Raw genomic sequence first — 17,166 nt, 5'->3', positions numbered from 1 at the left:
TAGATGATTGTCGTAACGTTCTTATTATGAAAATGGCTTGAGTATGCTGAGTGAATTAGTAGTATCGATCAATCGAGAAATGTTTCATGTCCGCTATTTGTTGCGGATGCTCCCCTATCTAAATAAGCGTCTTTAATATGAGTAGCCAAATCCATCGGGATAGCTACTCACACACCTCAGTTACGATACTGCTCTAACAATCCCACCATCTCTACCTTCCTTTCCGGACTGGCGAAACTGTATTCAAAGCTGTTTCGGCACAGCGCCAAGGCTTGTTCTTTGCTCATATCCAGTGCGTGATACAGCGCGACAAAGTTTTCAGTCAGGTAGCCACCAAAGTAAGCCGGGTCATCTGAGTTCACGGTGACTTTGACCCCGACGTCGAGCATTTTCAGGATATTGTGTTCGCTCATATCGCTGAAGACCTTGAGGCGGGTATTGGACAGGGGACATACGGTGAGGGCGATCTTCTCTTTCACCAGTCGTTTAATTAGCTGAGGGTCTTCAGATGCACGAACGCCGTGGTCGATGCGATCAACATGCAGCATATCCAGCGCATCAATGACATTTTGTGCAGGGCCTTCTTCACCGGCATGGGCGACGAGTAATAATCCCATCGACTTTGCTTTGGCGAAGACACGTTCAAACTTGGCCGGTGGATGACCTTGTTCCGAGCTATCCAGACCGATACCGATGATCTTGTCCAGATGGGGTTGTGCTTGTTTTAAAGTCTCAAAGGCTTGCGCTTCGCTCAGGTGGCGCAGGAAACACATGATCAGCCCAGAACTCATTCCGAATTGTTTTTTTGCGTCATCTAGTGCACGGCTGATTCCGTTGATCACAGTGGCGAAGGAAATGCCCCTGTCGGTGTGCGTCTGTGGATCAAAAAAGGGTTCAATATGGATCACGTGCTGCGCGCGGCAGTGTTCGATGTAAGCCCATGTCAGCTCGTAGAAATCCTGTTCTGTTTGCAGAACATCAGCGCCCTGATAGTAGAGATCGAGAAAATCCTGAAGGTTGCCAAAGTCGTATGCAGCCTTAAGCTGCTCGACGGATGCGTAGGGCAAATTAATTCCGTTGCGCTCTGCCAGCAGGAACATCAGTTCTGGCTCAAGGGTGCCTTCGATGTGCAGGTGCAGTTCAGCCTTGGGCATCGCGTTCAGGAAGTTTTCCATATTTGAGTCTCGGCGTTTGTATTAGCTCTCAGTGTAGACGCACACGGAGGGTTAACGTAGCGCCTCGTTGAGATGCTACGTGTGATTGAAGACTGTATTTCTGGAGAGAGTCGGAGATTTACAGGTCAACCTGTGATGGTTGAATATCAGGGGAGGTGAACTCTACACGGTTTCGTCCATTGTGCTTGGCCCTATACATAGCGGTGTCTGCACGCGCTAATGTTTCGGAGATTTCCTCCTCTCCGTTGGAGGTGGTGATACCCAGACTGATAGTGATAGGGCTGCGGTCATCAAAAAACGCAGCGCGGACTTCGCGTCGGATTTTCTCACCTAATGCCACCATGTCGTCGAGATCCGTGTTATTTGCAAACAGCAGGAACTCCTCACCACCCCAGCGGCATATGGTGTCAGATGAACGGATAACGTGCCGTAGAACTTTCGCCAGCTTTTTCAGTGTTTCATCACCTTGCTGGTGGCCAAATACATCGTTGATGCGCTTGAAGTGATCAATGTCTAGATACGCAATACCGAGTGGCGTGTTCAATCGCCGAGCAAGGTTCATCTGCAAGACAAGTTGTTTCATCCCCTCGCGGCGATTCACCAGACTGGTGAGCAAATCGTAGGAGGCCAGTTTTTGCAGATTAAGCTCCACATGCTTCTGGTCAGTGATGTTGTGAACTAAACCCATCGCGCGGGTGGGCGATCCGTTTTTATCACGTTCACAGATACGGCCGCGATCCTGTACCCAGAGGTAGTGTCCGTTTCTGTTGCGCAGTCGATAAGTGGCTTCGTAGCGAGGACGTTGTCCTTTCAGATGTTCTTTTATCGTGGCAAGCACCAGCGGTGCATCTTCGGGATGGATGTTGTCTTTCCAGGTATCCAGTACGCCCGGCATCTCGTCGGGTCCGTAACCCAAAAGGCGTTTGAGCTGTGGGCTGAAGGTGACTTCGCCAGTCTGAATGCTCCAGTCCCATGTGCCATCGCTGGCTTCGTTGAGCGCGAAAAGTTCGCTGGAGTTGTCTTCTGAAGCAGAGGGTTCTTGTAGCACTCGGTTGGTGATATCACGGGCTACAGACAAAAAGAAACGCTGGTCGTTCCAGGTGAAGTGCGTTGTATTCACCTCGACCTCTATCTCATGTCCATCACGGTGTTGATGCCTGCCTAGAAAACGAAAGCAGTCTGTTTTGAATATCTCATTGGCAATATCTTTCCACTGCGGTGCGCCATGAACATCCTTTTGCAGGCTTAAAACGCTGTGATTGAGAATGTCATTTGGGGTCATGCCAAGGCTTTTCCACGCCTGAGTATTGCCCCAGATGATATTTGAGGTGACAGGATCGATCAGATACACGGCGTCGGCCAGTTGATCGAATAGTGTTTCCAGCCCGGGAAATTGGGACGCATTCTTGCTAGGCATATTGGTTACATCAGTGACGGATGTGAACCGTTTATTTTATTCGAGTAAATGGTCAATAACTAGTGTAGTTAGTTGGAGACCGGTGCTGATTGGAAAATCCCCAGTTTCATTTGCCAAACAAAAAAGCCAGCGATAAACGCTGGCTTGCCATGCTCTAAGTTATTCTCAACAAGTGCCGGGTCGAAGCTCAGGTAGCAACCATAGTGTCGGCCGATTGACGGGCTGCTCCTGAAGGGCTTCGTAGTCGGTATTACCTATTATGATCAAAAAAGAGCGCCGCTGGGGTGTTGGGTACGGTTAACACCTCAGCGGTAAGGCAGAACTGGTTAACCTTTCAGGTTTTTCTGAACGGTTTCGCTGTACCACTCCATGAAGTTGACGATGCCGAACTCGAAGGTTTCTGAGTAAGGTCCCGGCTGATAGCCGATGGAGTTAATACCGCGCTGGTTTTCTTCGCCCAGAATACGGTCTTGTTCATTGGTTGCGTCCCAGACCTGACGCAGGCGGGCAACATCGTAATCAACACCTTCTACAGCATCTTTGTGCACGAACCATTTGGTGGTCACAATCGATTCCTGTGCGGAGATCGGCAGCACCCGGAATACGATGAAGTGATCAGACTGCATGTGATTCCAGGAGTTTGGCAGATGCAGGATTCGCATCGAACCAAGGCTTGGGTTCTTTACGCGGCCCAATAGTTTTTTGCAGCCCGCTTCGCCGTCCAGCGTCATCACGTGAGTGCCTTTTTTCAGCGGCATACGCACGATACGGTTGCGCAAGCCCGGACCAAAGCTGCGGTGTTCGTGTGGGATACCTTCTGCATCCCATTCAGCGGCTTGAGCGGCGCAATGTTCTCTGAATTCGTCAGAGGCACGTGGATCGTTGGTGTCATCCCATTCCAGCAGGGTGTTCAGCAGTTCTGGGTGGTTGCCCGCACAGTGGTAGCACTCACGGTTGTTTTCGATAACCAGCTTCCAGTTCGCTTGTTCGTACATGTTGGATTCCACCGCCAGCTTGGTGTTCTCCACGTCGTACGGTTCCATGTACTCTTCCAGCGTTTCCAGAAACTCGTCGAAATCACCTTCAGGCTCGTTTTTCGCCAGACACACGAAGACAAAACCGCCGGCAGTTTTGGTGTGTGCTTTTTTCAGGCCGTGTTCTTTCATATCGAACGCGTCACCCATTTCGGTGCCCGCGAATAGCAGGTTGCCTTTAAGGTCGTAGGTCCACTGGTGGTATGGGCACACCAGGTTGGCTACTTTTCCGCGGTGTTCGGTACAAATGCGGGAGCCACGGTGGCGACAGGTGTTGTGGAATGCGTTCACACTGCCGTCGGCATCACGGACAACCAGTACTGGGTTCTGGCCGATCTCTACGGTGAAGTAGTCACCTTTGTTTGGAACCTCGCTGGTCATGCCAACAAACAACCACTCTTTCTGGAACACTTCTTCCATGTCGACGCGGAACATCTGCGGGTCGTTGTAAAGCGGCTGCGGTAAGGAGTAGTTGGCCGGACGCGCTTCGAGCAGATTTGCCATCTCTTCGCGTGCTTCGTCCATCGTCGCATTACGGGTATTGATCAGGTCATTCTGGTTCATTTTATTTTTATCCTCACTAGCACCAGAGTGCAGATTATTTGATGTATCCGTGGTTCATGGGTTGGTGTGTTGGCACGCTATAACCCTGCGACCCGTGATGACATTGTTGATGGGGCTATGCTCGCTCAAGCGTGGGATCGCGGAATGACCATTCGCGACATGATGCTGTACATAAATCGACCTCGGTCTCTGGGCTGATGGGGGGTGGTCGCAATAAGCAACTTATTGTCGTGGATGGCTAACTAGGAAAAAGTGTCTGCGCTGACAATGGGCGGAACTGCTGAAAGATCCCCCGAATGAGAGAACAACTATGACCAATTCAGTGCCAGTGACTGTCAATTCAGACAGCTTTATCCCGGTTAAAACGCAGACCTGGGTCAATGGTCGTCACAATGTCCGCTGTGTAAAGGTGATTGAAGAAACCTGGGATGTACGTACGTTCTGCTTTATGTCTGAGCAGCCGGTAATGTACTTCTTTAAACCCGGTCAATTTGTCACGCTGGAGTTAGAGATCGACGGTAAGCCAACCATGCGTTCGTACACGATCTCCAGCTCGCCGTCTGTGCCCTACAGTTTCTCCATAACGGTGAAGCGTGTGCCGGGTGGTCTGGTATCCAATTGGTTGCACGATAACCTGTCCGAGGGTAACGAACTGGCGGTACACGGCCCGGTAGGTGTCTTTAACTGCATCGATTTCCCGGCTGAAAAAGTGTTGTTGCTGTCCGGCGGTGTCGGTATTACCCCAACGATGTCCATGGCGCGCTGGTGGTTTGATACCAATGCTGATGTGGATATGGCGTTTGTGCACAGCGCGCGTACGCCCCGCGATATTATCTATCAGCGTGAGCTGGATCATATGGCGTCGCGTATTGGTAACTTTAATCTGCATCTCATTTGCGAAAGCATCGAGAATGGTCAGGCATGGCACGGATATCGTGGGTATCTTGATGAGTCTAAACTGGAGATGATTGCGCCCGACTTTATGGAGCGTGAGGTCTTCTGTTGTGGCCCGGGTCCTTATATGAAGGCGGTGAAGAACTTGCTGGAAAGCAAAGGCTTCGACATGAGCCGTTATCATGAAGAATCCTTTGGTGCGACACCGATTGATATTGCCGAAGATGCCAAGGAGCAGGCAGAGACCGCTCAAGTCGAGTCTGATGCGATTACCCAATCCGATATGTTGCGGGTCGAGTTTGCCAATAATGGCAAAAGCATCCAGATTGCACCGGGTGAGACCTTGCATGCGGCGGCCTCTAAACTGGATCTGCACATTCCTAAAGCCTGCGGTATGGGGATCTGCGGTACCTGTAAAGTGATGGTCAAGGACGGTGAGACCACCATGGAGCATAACGGCGGCATTACCGACGATGATGCAGCGGCGGGTTATGTCCTGTCTTGCTGCTGTGTACCGACCAGCGATGTGGTGATCGAGTATTGATCCATGTTGTTGTAACGTTTAAAAAGGCCGCTCTGATCGAGAGATAAAGTAGAGATAGTATGGAAGCCGAACAGATAGAGATCGCGGGTTTTCTAAGTCAGTATCCGCCGTTTAACACATTGCCGGAAGACACGGTGAACCATATTGCGACTCAGATCGAGATCTCCTATTACCGGGCGGGTGCCGATGTATACCGCTTTGGTGATGAGATTCGTGATCTGTGTGTGATTCGCAGCGGGGCGGTCGAGATTTATCGCCGCAACGGCGATCTCTACAACCGCTTGAGTGAGGGTGATCTGTTCGGTCAGCTCGGCTTGTTAATGAACAACAAAGTGCGTCTGCCCGCCCGCACGCTGGAAGACTCGCTGATCTACTTTATCCCTGAAACGCTGTTCACCGCGTTGTGCGATCAGTTCGACGAGTTCGCCTATTTCGTGGAGATGGACGACAACAGCCTGCGTCAGGCGGTCTCCAGCAAACAGGAAAATAACGACCTGATGGTGTCGAAGGTCACCACGTTGATCTCGCGTGAACCGGTCACCATCGATGCTTCTGCCTCAATCCGGCAGGCTGCGCAGAAAATGGCGGAAGAGGCCGTATCCTCGCTATTAATTTTGCATCAGGATGCTGAAAGTGCGGGTGAGGATGAACCTTTGCTCGCGGGTATCCTGACCGATCGTGATCTGCGTATCCGGGTTGTTGCACCGGGGATTGATCTGGATCGACCAGTGACTGAGGTGATGACCAGCGGTCCCATTACGCTGGATGATGATGCGTACGTATTTGAAGCGATGCTAACGATGTTGCGCTTTAACCTGCATCATCTGCCGGTGATGGACGGTAAACGTCCCATCGGTGTTATTGCCACGTCCGATATTGTTCGTTATGAATCCCAAAGCAGCTTATATATGGTCAGCACGATTCTGCGTCAGCAGAGTGTTGAAGAGCTGGTGCAGCTGTCGAAACAGGTCAACTCTTGCTTTGTGCGGATGGTCAACGAGGATGCTAATTCTCATATGATTGGCAGTGCTCTGTCGGTCATCGGACGCAGCTTTAAGCAGCGTTTGCTGGAGTTGGCGGAGGAGAAGTTGGGGTCTCCACCAGTGCCATACTGCTTCCTGGCGCTGGGGTCTATGGCGCGGGACGAACAGCTGATCATTACCGATCAGGACAACGCGCTGATTCTAGACAACCGCTATGATCCGAAGTTACACGGTGAATACTTCGATGAACTGGCGCAGTTTGTCAGTGATGGTCTGGATGCGTGTGGATACACCTATTGCACCGGTCTGATTATGGCGACCAACCCTCAATGGCGAAAAACCCGCCGGGAATGGGAAGCCTGCTTTGCAGATTGGATCGATAACCCGGATCCTGAGGCGTTGTTGAACTGTTCTATCTTCTTCGATCTGGATGGTGTCTGGGGCCGCATTGACTGGGCTAAGCAGCTGAACACCTTTATCGTGCGCCGCTCTAGTATGTCACCACGTTTTCTGGCCTGTTTGGCTCGAAACTCGCTAAGCCGTACGCCGCCATTGGGCTTCTTCAAAGGCTTTGTGATGGAGAAGGATGGGCAGCATCGTAACTCAATCAACCTTAAGCGCCGTGGTACCGCACCACTGGCGGACCTGATCCGCGTGCATGCGCTGGCGGTCGGCTCGACCGCACGTAACTCGTTTGAGCGTCTGGATGATGTGATCGATGCGGGCATTCTGCCGCAAGATCGAGGTACTGATCTGCGTGATGCGCTGGAGTTTATCTCGATGGTGCGTATTCGCCATCAGGCGCTGGATGTGGAGTCAGGACGTGCGCCGGATAACAATATCGAGCCGGATAATGTGTCTGACTTTGAACGGCGAAATCTCAAAGAGGCGTTTCTGGTGCTCAGTAATGCCCAGCGTTTCCTTAAGTTCCGCTATCCCTACACGCGGAAATAATGATGGCGATTACACCCTTACAAACCGTCGCTGATTGGCCATTACTGTTTCGTGAGCTTGCCCTGAGTTCACATGATGAGCGGCTGCAGCTCTTCTATGCCGGAGGCTGTCCGGCAGCGGATACCCCGTTGTCTGACGTGCCGTTTGTCGCGCTGGATTTTGAAACTACCGGGTTGGATGCGGAGCACGATGAAATTGTCAGTATCGGCTTAGTACCCTTTGATCTGCAGCGCATTCGAGTACGCGATGCCCGTCACTGGCTGCTGACGCCGCGTAAAGAGATGGAAGAGAACTCGGTTGTGATTCACGGTATCACCCATTCCGATATTGATGGCGCTCCCGATCTGTATTCCGTTATGGGGCCGCTGCTGGAAGCGATCGCCGGTCGGGTAGTGGTTGTCCACTATCGTTATATTGAGCGTGAATTTCTTAACGCGGGAATAACTCGCCGTGTAGGCGAGGGAATTCAGTTTCCCGTTGTCGACACGATGGAATTGGAAGCGCAGCTCTACCGTAAAGGTTTTTCCTCATTTTGTGGTCGTCTACTTGGTCGCAAACCCACTTCTATTCGTCTGGGTGATAGCCGCAGTCGTTATGGATTACCGCATTATGCGCAACACGACGCGATGGTGGATGCATTAGCCACGGCTGAGCTGTTGCAGGCGCAAATCCGTCACCGCTATAGTGAAGAGACTCCCTTGAGTGAGATCTGTATCTGATCGGAATGGTGGTATTGTCGCGTTTAGGGGTATAGAAATCGCAGATCTTGCCGACACCTATCTAATAATGAACGGTTCGAGTATGTGAAGGGTATCGCGTAGATCAAACTCGAATCAGGGTTATCCTGTTGAACGGTTAGGTATAGCGTGTGTCAATAAACGAGAGTGTAGTTTTCAGTGCTGATGAATTGACAGAACTCTGTGGTGAGGGTTACTTCAATGTGCTGATGAAAAAGCTAGGCGAACTGTTGTCGGCAGACTACACCTTTGTGGCGCGGGTGTTGGAAGATAATCACGCTGAAACCGTCTCGCTCTGGGGCAAAGGTGAGCTCCTGCCGGTCATGCGGTATGACTTGCAAGGCACGCCCTGTGAAGATTTACGTTGTGCAGGGGAAGCCTGCATTCTGAATGGCGTCGTTGAACGCTATCCTGATGATACGCTCCTGCGTGATATGTCCATCGAAGGCTACATTGGGATCACCTTGCAAGATATAGACGGTCAGGTGATCGGCATTTTGTCTGCGTTATTTGAAACACCGATCGACAACGTTGATGTTGAACAAATTTCCCGCTATTTCAATACCTTTGCCGTTAGGGCATCGCGAGAACTTGAACGTATAAAGTACGAGCATTTGCTGAAAACAGAGATCGCTCAGCTACAGGAAAAGAACGACCGCCTTCTAATCGCTCAGCAGGTGTATGATTTTTCCAAAGATGGAATCATCATCACCAACGCAGAGAATCAAATTGTTTATGTTAATGCCTCGTTGGAAGAGATGTCCGGCTTCTCTATGGATGAGCTGCAAGGCGAAAATCCGCGCATACTCAGCGCAGGTCAGCACGGCGGCGACTTCTATCAGCAGTTGTGGCATGACCTGTCTGCGAAGGGGCATTGGCGGGGTGAATTCCTTAATCGCAGTAAAACCGGTCAGATTTACCCTGTGTTTACCAGCATTAGTCTTATCCCGGATAATGCGGGGGACGCAAAGCACTATGTTGCGATTCATCGTGATATTACCTCTGAGAAAGAAGCTCAGGTTCTGATCTCCTATCAGGCTACCCACGATTCGCTCACCGGGTTGCTGAATCGTTATGAATTTAACGCACAGATGGAACGCGAGCTGATTAATATTAAAGCCCGTGGTAACTCCGGCGCGTTTATTTCACTGGATGTTGATGACTTTAAAAGTGTGAACGATACCCAGGGACACGGGGTGGGAGATCTGTTGCTGCAGGCGATTGCCAGAAGGATTAAAAACTGTGTTGGCGAAGGCGATATTCTTGCGCGTTTGGGCGGGGATGAGTTCGCCATTTTTACTGAGTTCACAGAAATCCATAGTGTCGAGAATAAGGTTTCTGACCTGCTGGACTGCTTCAAACCGGCAATTGAAATAGATGGACTGCGGCTACGTTGTGGCACATCGATTGGCGTCAGTATTTTTCCTGATGATGGAGCTGATACCGGCGAGTTGTTTAAGTGTTCTGATCAGGCGATGTATCAGGCCAAGAACGCCGGGGGTTCTACCTATGCATTCTTTACGCCTGAATTACGTGTTGCGGCTGAGCGTCATCAGGATATCCGTATGCGTTTGGCAGATGCCCTTGAGCAGGGTCGTATAGAGGTTAAGTACCAGCCGATTATCAATCTTGCATCAGGAAAAATTGGCCGCTGTGAAGCGTTGGTACGTTGGACTGATCCTGAGTTGGGGGTTGTGCGGCCTGACGAGTTTATTGAAATTGCTGAGCATTCAGGTCTGATTCAACAGCTGGGTTATCAGGTCGTTAAACAGGCGTTGTCCGATATCTATCAGATTAACTCGGCGTTGCGTGAACCTATTGGCGTTGCAATTAACCGCTCGCCGCAGGAATTCATGGATCTGTCCGAGACCGGCGATTATCTGGATGAGCTGGCGATGAAGGCGGGGGTTGCTCCTGAGTTGGTGACAATTGAGTTAACTGAAAGCCTGATGATGAAAGATCCAAAGCTGGCGGAGCGTCAGTTGAATCTGTTGAAAGCAGATGGATTCAGGCTATCGCTGGATGACTTTGGGACGGGGTATTCCTCTCTGGCCTACCTGAAACACTTCCCATTTGATGTGCTTAAAGTGGATCGCTCCTTTGTATCCGATATTGCATCTGACAAAGATGATTATCTGTTGGTGAAAACCATTCTTGAGATGGGTAGTAACCTGGGTATGCACTCCGTTGCAGAAGGTGTGGAAACGGCTGAGCAGTTGGCGCTAGTCACCGAGTTGGGCTGTGAGTGTGTGCAGGGATATTTCTTTTCACCACCGATATCACGTGATGAGTTGCTGAACTACATCGGTACACAGTTTCCCGAGCTGATGGCGTGACGTTGTTGTAATCTCATTTAGCAGAAAAGCCATTCAGCTTACCGGCAGGCAATCTGAATGGCTACAATCAACGTGTAGGCAGCTATGCCGCTACGGTGTTGTGTGGATCAATCACGTATTTCTTCGCCGCACCGCCGTCAAAGTCAGCGTAGCCATCCGGCGCCTGATCCAGAGAGATCATCTGCACGTTGACGGCTTTAGCAATATCCACCTTATCGAACAGAATCGCCTGCATCAGCGGGCGGTGGTATTTCATCACGGGGCACTGACCGGTGTGCAGGGAGTGAGACTTCGCCCAGCCCAGACCAAAGCGCATGCTCAGTGCGCCCTGTTGTGCTGCTTCATCCACTGCACCTGGGTCTTCCGTAACATACAGACCCGGAATACCAATCTGGCCACCTGCACGGGTAATCGACATCGCCGAGTTCAGTACCGTCGCGGGCGCTTCTACGCCGTGGTTGCAACCGCAGGCATGGGCTTCGAAGCCGACACAGTCAACAAACGCATCCACTTCACGTTCACCCAGAATCTCTTCCAGCTTATCTTCCATGTCGCCATCTTGGCGTAGGTCGATCGTTTCACAACCGAAACTGCGTGCCTGGTCCAGACGTTCTGTGATCATGTCGCCGACAATGACACAGGCTGCGCCCAACAACTGAGCAGATACTGCTGCTGCCAGACCCACTGGGCCCGCACCTGCGATATATACGGTTGAGCCTGGACCGACGCCTGCAGTGACGCAGCCGTGGAAACCGGTTGGGAAAATGTCGGATAGTAACGTCAGGTCTTGCAGTTTTTCCATCGCCTGATCGGAATCGGGGAACTTCAGCAAGTTAAAGTCAGCGTAAGGCACCATGACGTACTCTGCCTGACCGCCAACCCAGCCGCCCATATCTACGTAACCGTATGCCGCACCCGGACGGGCAGGGTTTACGTTGAGGCAGATACCGGTTTTGCCTTCTTTGCAGTTACGGCAGCGGCCGCAGGCGATGTTGAATGGAACGGATACGATGTCACCCGGTTTCAGGAATTCTACATCGTTGCCACATTCAATGATCTGTCCGGTGATTTCATGGCCCAGAACGAGACCGGAGGGTGCAGTGGTACGGCCGCGCACCATGTGCTGGTCAGAACCACAGATATTTGTTGTCAGGACACGGAGTATAACCCCGTGGTTGCATTTGCGTTTACCGAGCGACAGTTCCGGGAAGGCGATGGATTCAACTGCAACTTCACCCGGGCCTTTATAGACCACACCCCTGTTGGAATGGTTGCTACACATGGTAACTACTCCTGTTATTTTTGTTTGAGTACACGTCCTGTACGGAGCCGTGGCCTATCACTCTACCCAGCCGCTGAGCAGGGTGGCTGTCCCGAACCGCGCGTAAATTGATCATGAGCGACAGAGGAGGGTTGTCGCGTTGAGAAAAGTTGTTGATAAACAAGGGTGATCCGTCAGTCGTAATGCTGTGTATTGTCATTGGTGGGCAATTGAGATGGAAACAGGACGCAAACAGGCATGAATTAACGGTGACTTCAGCAGCAGGTTTTTGGGTCGCTAGGTCTGCCCCGTTTGGAGAGAGATTTAATAAGATGCTTGATTTACATCAAGACTAACGTCTAGCCTAGTGTCGGTTTTGGATAACTTGGCGGGCCTGAGTGTCGTTTTTGGGGTGATGTGTCGTTTTTGAAACGCATATGATTAGTCCTAACGTGACCGCCCTGAAAAGGCCAAAAACCAGTGCAGGGTCGAGTCGTAAAGTCCGGATAGTCGAGTGTGATCAGAGAGTCCGCCGATTATCTAATTTATTCGTCCTACATAATAAAAAAGCGTAGCAAATGTTTTCATGAGCCTTGGAAACATATTGTCCAGCACATACGCACAGAGGGCATACCAATGACAATTGCTGTAAATCCAACCCTGACTGCAGGAACTAAGAAGGTTACCCGTGTTGGTTTTCTTCTGTTAGATAACTTCACCATGATCGCGCTGGCATCGGCTGTCGAGCCATTACGTATGGCAAATCAGCTATCTGGTTCTGAACTGTATAGTTGGCATATGGTGACTGAGACAGGGGCGCAGGTTTCTGCCAGTGATGGTTTAAGTTTTACACCGGATTTTTCTTTTCAAAATGTGATCGATCTCGACATCGTTATCGTGGCCGGTGGCGTTGATATCACCCGCAGTTTTACCCCCAAACAGGTGAGCTGGTTGCAGCTGATGGGGCGTCGTCGTAACGCCATCATGGGGGGGATTTGTACGGGTGGTTATGTGCTGGCGCATGCCGGCTTGCTGGATGGCTATGATTGCAGCGCCCATTGGGAATGTATGGCTGCATTGCAGGAGCGCTACCCTAAAGCGCGCTGTAACAGCCGTTTGTTCTCCGTTGATCGCAATCGTATGACATCCTCGGGCGGAAACGCGCCACTGGATATGTTCCTGCATATGGTGGCAAAGCAGCACGGGCCTAAGCTGTCGAGTGCGGTGTCGGACATGTTTATCTGCGACCGTATTCGCAGCGAGTTTGACCAGCAGCGTGTGCCTTTGCGTCAGTTGCACAACGGCGGAGAATCTAAGCCTAAATTGGTTGAGGTGATTGAGCTGATGGAAAACAACCTTGAGGAACCGATTGGTTTGGATGAGTTGGCGCATTTCGTCAGTGTATCCAGGCGGCAGCTGGAGCGTATGTTCCTCAAATACCTGAGTTGCTCGCCTTCCCGATACTATCTGCGCTTGCGGTTGGACCGTGCGCGTCAGCTGCTGAAACAGTCCAGTATGTCCATTGTTGAGATCTCAGGTGCCTGTGGATTTATCTCAACGCCGCATTTTAGTCGTTGCTATCGTAAGCATATCGGTATCTCTCCTCGGGATGAGCGTAAGATCGCATGGGCGGCTGACGGTACACAGAACGCCATTCGTGAACCGCTGCAGGATGATAGCCTGATCAGTCTTGCGCGTTCTGCATCTGCGCTGAGCAGTGCCAAGGTAGAACCTAGCTTTGGTTCGATAGCCGTTTAATTACTCTGCTGCGTCTGCGACAGGCGCGGGTATCAAAAAAATCGCATTGAGGTTTGGCCTTAATGCGATTTTTTTTTGCCGTTTTTCCCATTTCCCACTCAGAGTGATCTTATGTTGGATAAGGTCTGTTTTGGTGCGCCTGAAGAAGGCTGTTTTTTGTACGGTTTCAGAAGCGACACTTTGCCTATCCATTTGCGAAATTGCGGCCGCAAACAGGCAAGTTAAAGCGAATGCCTTACATTGTATGTGTGAAATAATAGTCTGTATTTTGTGTTTATATAAGTGAAAGTATCTGGTTTTTATTGTTTCTTGTGGTTAATAAGACTGAATTAATGCCCGTTTGACCGAAGGGTTTCGGATTGATACCTATAACCCTGACAGACCAAAACACATAAAAATAACGACGGGTAATACCATGGTAAAGACTAAAGCAACGCTTCGTTCATTCGTCACCGGTTTGGTAACAGCGGGTGTTCTGATGGCAGGTTCAGTGCAGGCCGCAACACTGAAAATGGCTACCGATTCCGGTGCAAAAGGCTCTCCGGCAGGGGATACGCTTGAACGTTGGGCGGATCTGATTGAAAAAGGCTCTAACGGCGAGATTGACGTTAAGGTGTTCTACCAAAATGAGTTGGGCAGCCAAAACGAAGTCTTCGATTTGCACGTGGCAGGTGACGTTGATGTCATGCTGAACTGGCCAATGACCTCTTACGACAAGCGTATCGGTGTGATTTATACGCCGTATATGACTTTGTCATGGGAAGAGGCAATCAAAGCTTACAGCCCGGGTGGTTGGGTCAACAACATGCTAGGTGGTATCTACGCCGATCTGGGTTTGAAGTTCTTTGGCCCATGGCCTGAAGGCTTCAATGGTGTAGCGACGCGCGGTAAGTACGCGACCAATATCGCAGAAGCTGATGGCCTTAAAGTGCGCACTATGACCGTCTTTCCAGCACCACAAACGATGCAGGCATTAGGCTACCAGACTGCAGCGATCGACTGGGGCGAAGTGTACACCGCACTGCAAACCGGCGTGGTTGATGGTGAAGCAGGCAACGTGATCTATTGGGATTACGAATATTTCCGTGATCAGTTGGATTACTACGTACGCAGCAAGCATTTCTTCATGACGGGCGTACTGAGTATGAATGCTGAGTCTTTCGAAGATCTGTCTGAAGCCCATCAGGCGATCGTGGCTGATGCGGCTAAACAGGTGATGATGCAGCAGTTCAAGGCCGCGAAAACTGCCGATGAGCTGTACGTCAAAAAAGCCGAAGAAGCAGGCATGAAGTACTTCGAACTGTCTGATGAACAGATCAAAGTCTTTGCGCGTGCCGCACGCGAAAAAGTATGGCCGCTTATGGACGAAGAGATCGGCTCCGAGATCATGGGCACCATTCGGAACAACGCGACTAAGCTCTGATCGAGTTTCCCATCCAAACGGTGGGGCAGCACGCTGCTCCGCCGCTTTTTTGTTTCCGAAGGTGCTTCATGATTGTGCGTTTCTTCACCGCGCTGGATAAGAAGATCGGTTGGGTGCTGAATGCGGCTGCGCTTATTAGCAGTCTCATGTTAGTCGGACTGATGCTGTTTCTTGTTCTGGCACGATATGTCTTTGGTTGGTCCATTGTTGGACTGCTGGAAGTGATCATGCTGTTTGGTATGTGGCTGTATATGGTGGGCGGTTTGATCGCCAGCCGGAAGCGTGAGCATCTGGTGGTCGATTTTGTGCAAACCAATATCCAGGATCAGCAGATCCGTCGCTTGCATCAGGCTTTTCTGTCGCTGGTCACGTTGGTGATTACCGGCTTCTTTGTGTATCTCTCCTACCGAATGCTGAAGTGGGGCATGCGCCGTCCGCAGCATACGCCGGGTTTGTCTATCCCGCTCTGGATACCGCAAAGTGCCATTTTGTTTGCCAGTGTCGGCTGTGCGCTCTATGCCTTGCGTGACCTTATTCAGTCAATTATTGGCAATGATACCCATCTTCTCGTGGCACATGAGCCGGCCGAATCTGCTATTGAGGAGGATCGATAATGGAAGGATTAATTGCCGTAGGGCTTCTGTTATTTTTGATGATCGTTGGTGTGCCTGTGGCATGGTCATTTGCCGGTGTATTGGCGTATCTGAGTTTTGCCTACGATGCGAACTTCAATACATTAATGTTGCAGGGTTACCGATCCATCGACTCGGTGATTCTGATCGCTTTACCGCTCTTCGTACTGACCGGTTACCTGATGCAAAGTGGGGGTATCGCCCATAGACTGGTCGACTTCATTGAAGTATTGGTCGGTAAACGTAAGGGCGGAATGGGTGCCTCGATGGTACTGGCTTCCGGAATCTTTGGCGCCATCGCCGGGACGGCAACAGCAGCTGTTGCATCGATTGGCACGATCATGATCGATCCTCTGGAAAAACGCGGTTATCCCCGTGGATATTCCTCTGCATTGCTGGGGATTTCGTCGTTATTGGGTATTTTGATTCCACCCTCGATCACCATGATTTTGTTTGCCGTAGTGACCCGCCAATCGGTAGCTGCCTGTTTTGCGGCTTCAATAGGGCCCGCGCTGCTGTTGATCGCTGGACTGATTCTGATGAACCGCTTCAACGTGGGGCGTCTGTTTGAGGAGGTTTCTGCTGGTGCAAAGGACGGTATGGAAGAACTGCCGGGGAAAGGGATCGCTACCTTAAGGGCGTTACCGGCGCTGTCGTTGCCTATCGTGATTCTTGGTGGTATCTACGGGGGGATCTGTACACCGACAGAAGCGGCGGCGATTGCTGCATTTGTGGCAATTCTCATCGGCTTCTTTATCTACCGTGATCTCACCATCAAACGACTGGGAAGCAGTGTGGTGGCCGCCGCGGAAACCACGGGGACCGTGATTCTGATCTTGTTGTTCAGCTTTATGATTGGCCGTATTCTGGCATCGGAACGTATTCCGCAGGAACTGACTGAAACGATAACCTCATTGGTCAAAGATCCACTGATGATCCTGATCGCGGTGAACATCTTCCTGATCATCACGGGTATGATTATGGATGATGTGTCGGTGACAGTTGTTGTGGCTCCGCTGTTTATGCCGCTTATGATCGCAAGCGGAGTCGATCCAATTCACTATGCATCCATCGTGGCGTGCTCTGTGGTGATTGGTGCCAACAGTCCGCCGGTCGCACCGATACTCTACATGGCATGTAGGATCGGTAAGGTCAGCATTCATCAATCGGTGATGCCTGCGATTAAACTGATGGTGTTTGTGGGCATGCCGGTGATGGCGGTGACCAGCTTTGTACCGGAGCTGTCGCTGTTTATTCCTAAGTTGCTGGGGCTGATGTAAGTGCTCTGCCTATCAGCAGCGTTAGGTTAATAGACGCGTGGTGATGCCCCGCATTTGTGCCTGCTATCAGGTTGAGTGTTGGGTATCGCGTTGCTCGACCCAACCTTGTATCTCTCCATCTGCTCTGTTTGATTAGATAGAGCTCCCCGGTCAGGTGAGGCTGTACCCAACCTA

Annotated in this window: 12 protein-coding genes; 8 read left to right on the top strand and 4 right to left on the bottom strand. The window is 50.9% G+C overall.

All coding sequences use genetic code 11. The features are described from left to right. Positions 1-176: 176 nt before the first annotated feature. From IOQ59_RS13720 to gbca, 3 genes are all read right to left on the bottom strand, one after another. Positions 177-1,175 (bottom strand): adenosine deaminase, encoded by a 999-nt coding sequence (locus tag IOQ59_RS13720; protein WP_193953955.1) that lies wholly within the window; start codon positions 1,173-1,175, stop codon positions 177-179. A gap of 118 nt (positions 1,176-1,293) precedes the next feature. Continuing rightward, positions 1,294-2,592, bottom strand: a complete 1,299-nt coding sequence (locus IOQ59_RS13715; RefSeq protein WP_193953954.1) for a sensor domain-containing diguanylate cyclase — start codon at positions 2,590-2,592, stop codon at positions 1,294-1,296. A 326-nt stretch (positions 2,593-2,918) separates the two neighbouring features. Beyond that, entirely contained in the window at positions 2,919-4,190 is a 1,272-nt protein-coding gene (gbca, locus tag IOQ59_RS13710; RefSeq protein ID WP_193953953.1) for a glycine betaine monooxygenase oxygenase subunit, read from the bottom strand. Positions 4,191-4,500: 310 nt separating this feature from the next. On the opposite strand from gbca, the gene gbcB reads away from it, so the two are divergent. The 4 genes from gbcB to IOQ59_RS13690 all read left to right on the top strand — a co-directional run bounded on the left by gbcB (position 4,501) and on the right by IOQ59_RS13690 (position 10,638). Continuing rightward, on the top strand, positions 4,501-5,628 hold the full coding sequence (gene gbcB, locus IOQ59_RS13705) for a glycine betaine monooxygenase reductase subunit (protein ID WP_193953952.1): 1,128 nt from the start codon (positions 4,501-4,503) through the stop codon (positions 5,626-5,628). A 59-nt stretch (positions 5,629-5,687) separates the two neighbouring features. Continuing rightward, positions 5,688-7,565, top strand: a complete 1,878-nt coding sequence (locus IOQ59_RS13700) for a DUF294 nucleotidyltransferase-like domain-containing protein (protein WP_193953951.1) — start codon at positions 5,688-5,690, stop codon at positions 7,563-7,565. A gap of 2 nt (positions 7,566-7,567) precedes the next feature. Beyond that, positions 7,568-8,284, top strand: coding sequence for a 3'-5' exonuclease (locus IOQ59_RS13695; RefSeq protein WP_193953950.1), 717 nt, complete (start codon positions 7,568-7,570; stop codon positions 8,282-8,284). Positions 8,285-8,433: 149 nt separating this feature from the next. Then, positions 8,434-10,638, top strand: coding sequence for a putative bifunctional diguanylate cyclase/phosphodiesterase (locus IOQ59_RS13690; protein WP_193953949.1), 2,205 nt, complete (start codon positions 8,434-8,436; stop codon positions 10,636-10,638). An 82-nt stretch (positions 10,639-10,720) separates the two neighbouring features. On the opposite strand, the gene fdhA is transcribed toward IOQ59_RS13690, so the two are convergent. Then, positions 10,721-11,920, bottom strand: a complete 1,200-nt coding sequence (gene fdhA, locus IOQ59_RS13685; RefSeq protein WP_193953948.1) for a formaldehyde dehydrogenase, glutathione-independent — start codon at positions 11,918-11,920, stop codon at positions 10,721-10,723. Positions 11,921-12,535: 615 nt separating this feature from the next. On the opposite strand from fdhA, the gene gbdR reads away from it, so the two are divergent. The 4 genes from gbdR to IOQ59_RS13665 all read left to right on the top strand — a co-directional run bounded on the left by gbdR (position 12,536) and on the right by IOQ59_RS13665 (position 16,992). Next, complete coding sequence (gene gbdR, locus IOQ59_RS13680) at positions 12,536-13,657, top strand: choline metabolism transcriptional regulator GbdR (protein WP_193953947.1); 1,122 nt, start codon at positions 12,536-12,538, stop codon at positions 13,655-13,657. A 415-nt stretch (positions 13,658-14,072) separates the two neighbouring features. After that, positions 14,073-15,080 (top strand): TRAP transporter substrate-binding protein DctP, encoded by a 1,008-nt coding sequence (gene dctP / locus IOQ59_RS13675; RefSeq protein WP_193953946.1) that lies wholly within the window; start codon positions 14,073-14,075, stop codon positions 15,078-15,080. Between the two features lie 68 nt (positions 15,081-15,148). Further along, positions 15,149-15,694 (top strand): TRAP transporter small permease, encoded by a 546-nt coding sequence (locus tag IOQ59_RS13670; protein ID WP_193953945.1) that lies wholly within the window; start codon positions 15,149-15,151, stop codon positions 15,692-15,694. Then, a complete protein-coding gene (locus IOQ59_RS13665) occupies positions 15,694-16,992 on the top strand; it encodes a TRAP transporter large permease (protein WP_193953944.1) in 1,299 nt (432 codons plus the stop codon). Before IOQ59_RS13670 ends, IOQ59_RS13665 begins: the two co-directional genes overlap by 1 nt. Positions 16,993-17,166 lie beyond the last annotated feature (174 nt).

The sequence above is a fragment of the Pontibacterium sinense genome, from assembly GCF_015209595.1.
Lineage (GTDB): Bacteria > Pseudomonadota > Gammaproteobacteria > Pseudomonadales > Balneatricaceae > Pontibacterium > Pontibacterium sinense.
The sequence above is the reverse complement of the archived record's forward strand: the minus strand, read 5'-3'. Positions and strand labels throughout refer to the sequence as shown.

Excerpts from the sequence above, each read along its gene's own strand:
- IOQ59_RS13695 (WP_193953950.1), top strand. The coding sequence starts at position 7,568 with ATGGCGATTACACCCTTACAAACCGTCGCTGATTGGCCATTACTGTTT.
- IOQ59_RS13700 (WP_193953951.1), top strand. The coding sequence starts at position 5,688 with ATGGAAGCCGAACAGATAGAGATCGCGGGTTTTCTAAGTCAGTATCCG.
- dctP (WP_193953946.1), top strand. The coding sequence starts at position 14,073 with ATGGTAAAGACTAAAGCAACGCTTCGTTCATTCGTCACCGGTTTGGTA.
- gbcB (WP_193953952.1), top strand. The coding sequence starts at position 4,501 with ATGACCAATTCAGTGCCAGTGACTGTCAATTCAGACAGCTTTATCCCG.
- IOQ59_RS13715 (WP_193953954.1), bottom strand. The coding sequence starts at position 2,592 with ATGCCTAGCAAGAATGCGTCCCAATTTCCCGGGCTGGAAACACTATTC.
- fdhA (WP_193953948.1), bottom strand. The coding sequence starts at position 11,920 with ATGTGTAGCAACCATTCCAACAGGGGTGTGGTCTATAAAGGCCCGGGT.
- IOQ59_RS13720 (WP_193953955.1), bottom strand. The coding sequence starts at position 1,175 with ATGGAAAACTTCCTGAACGCGATGCCCAAGGCTGAACTGCACCTGCAC.
- gbdR (WP_193953947.1), top strand. The coding sequence starts at position 12,536 with ATGACAATTGCTGTAAATCCAACCCTGACTGCAGGAACTAAGAAGGTT.
- gbca (WP_193953953.1), bottom strand. The coding sequence starts at position 4,190 with ATGAACCAGAATGACCTGATCAATACCCGTAATGCGACGATGGACGAA.
- IOQ59_RS13665 (WP_193953944.1), top strand. The coding sequence starts at position 15,694 with ATGGAAGGATTAATTGCCGTAGGGCTTCTGTTATTTTTGATGATCGTT.
- IOQ59_RS13670 (WP_193953945.1), top strand. The coding sequence starts at position 15,149 with ATGATTGTGCGTTTCTTCACCGCGCTGGATAAGAAGATCGGTTGGGTG.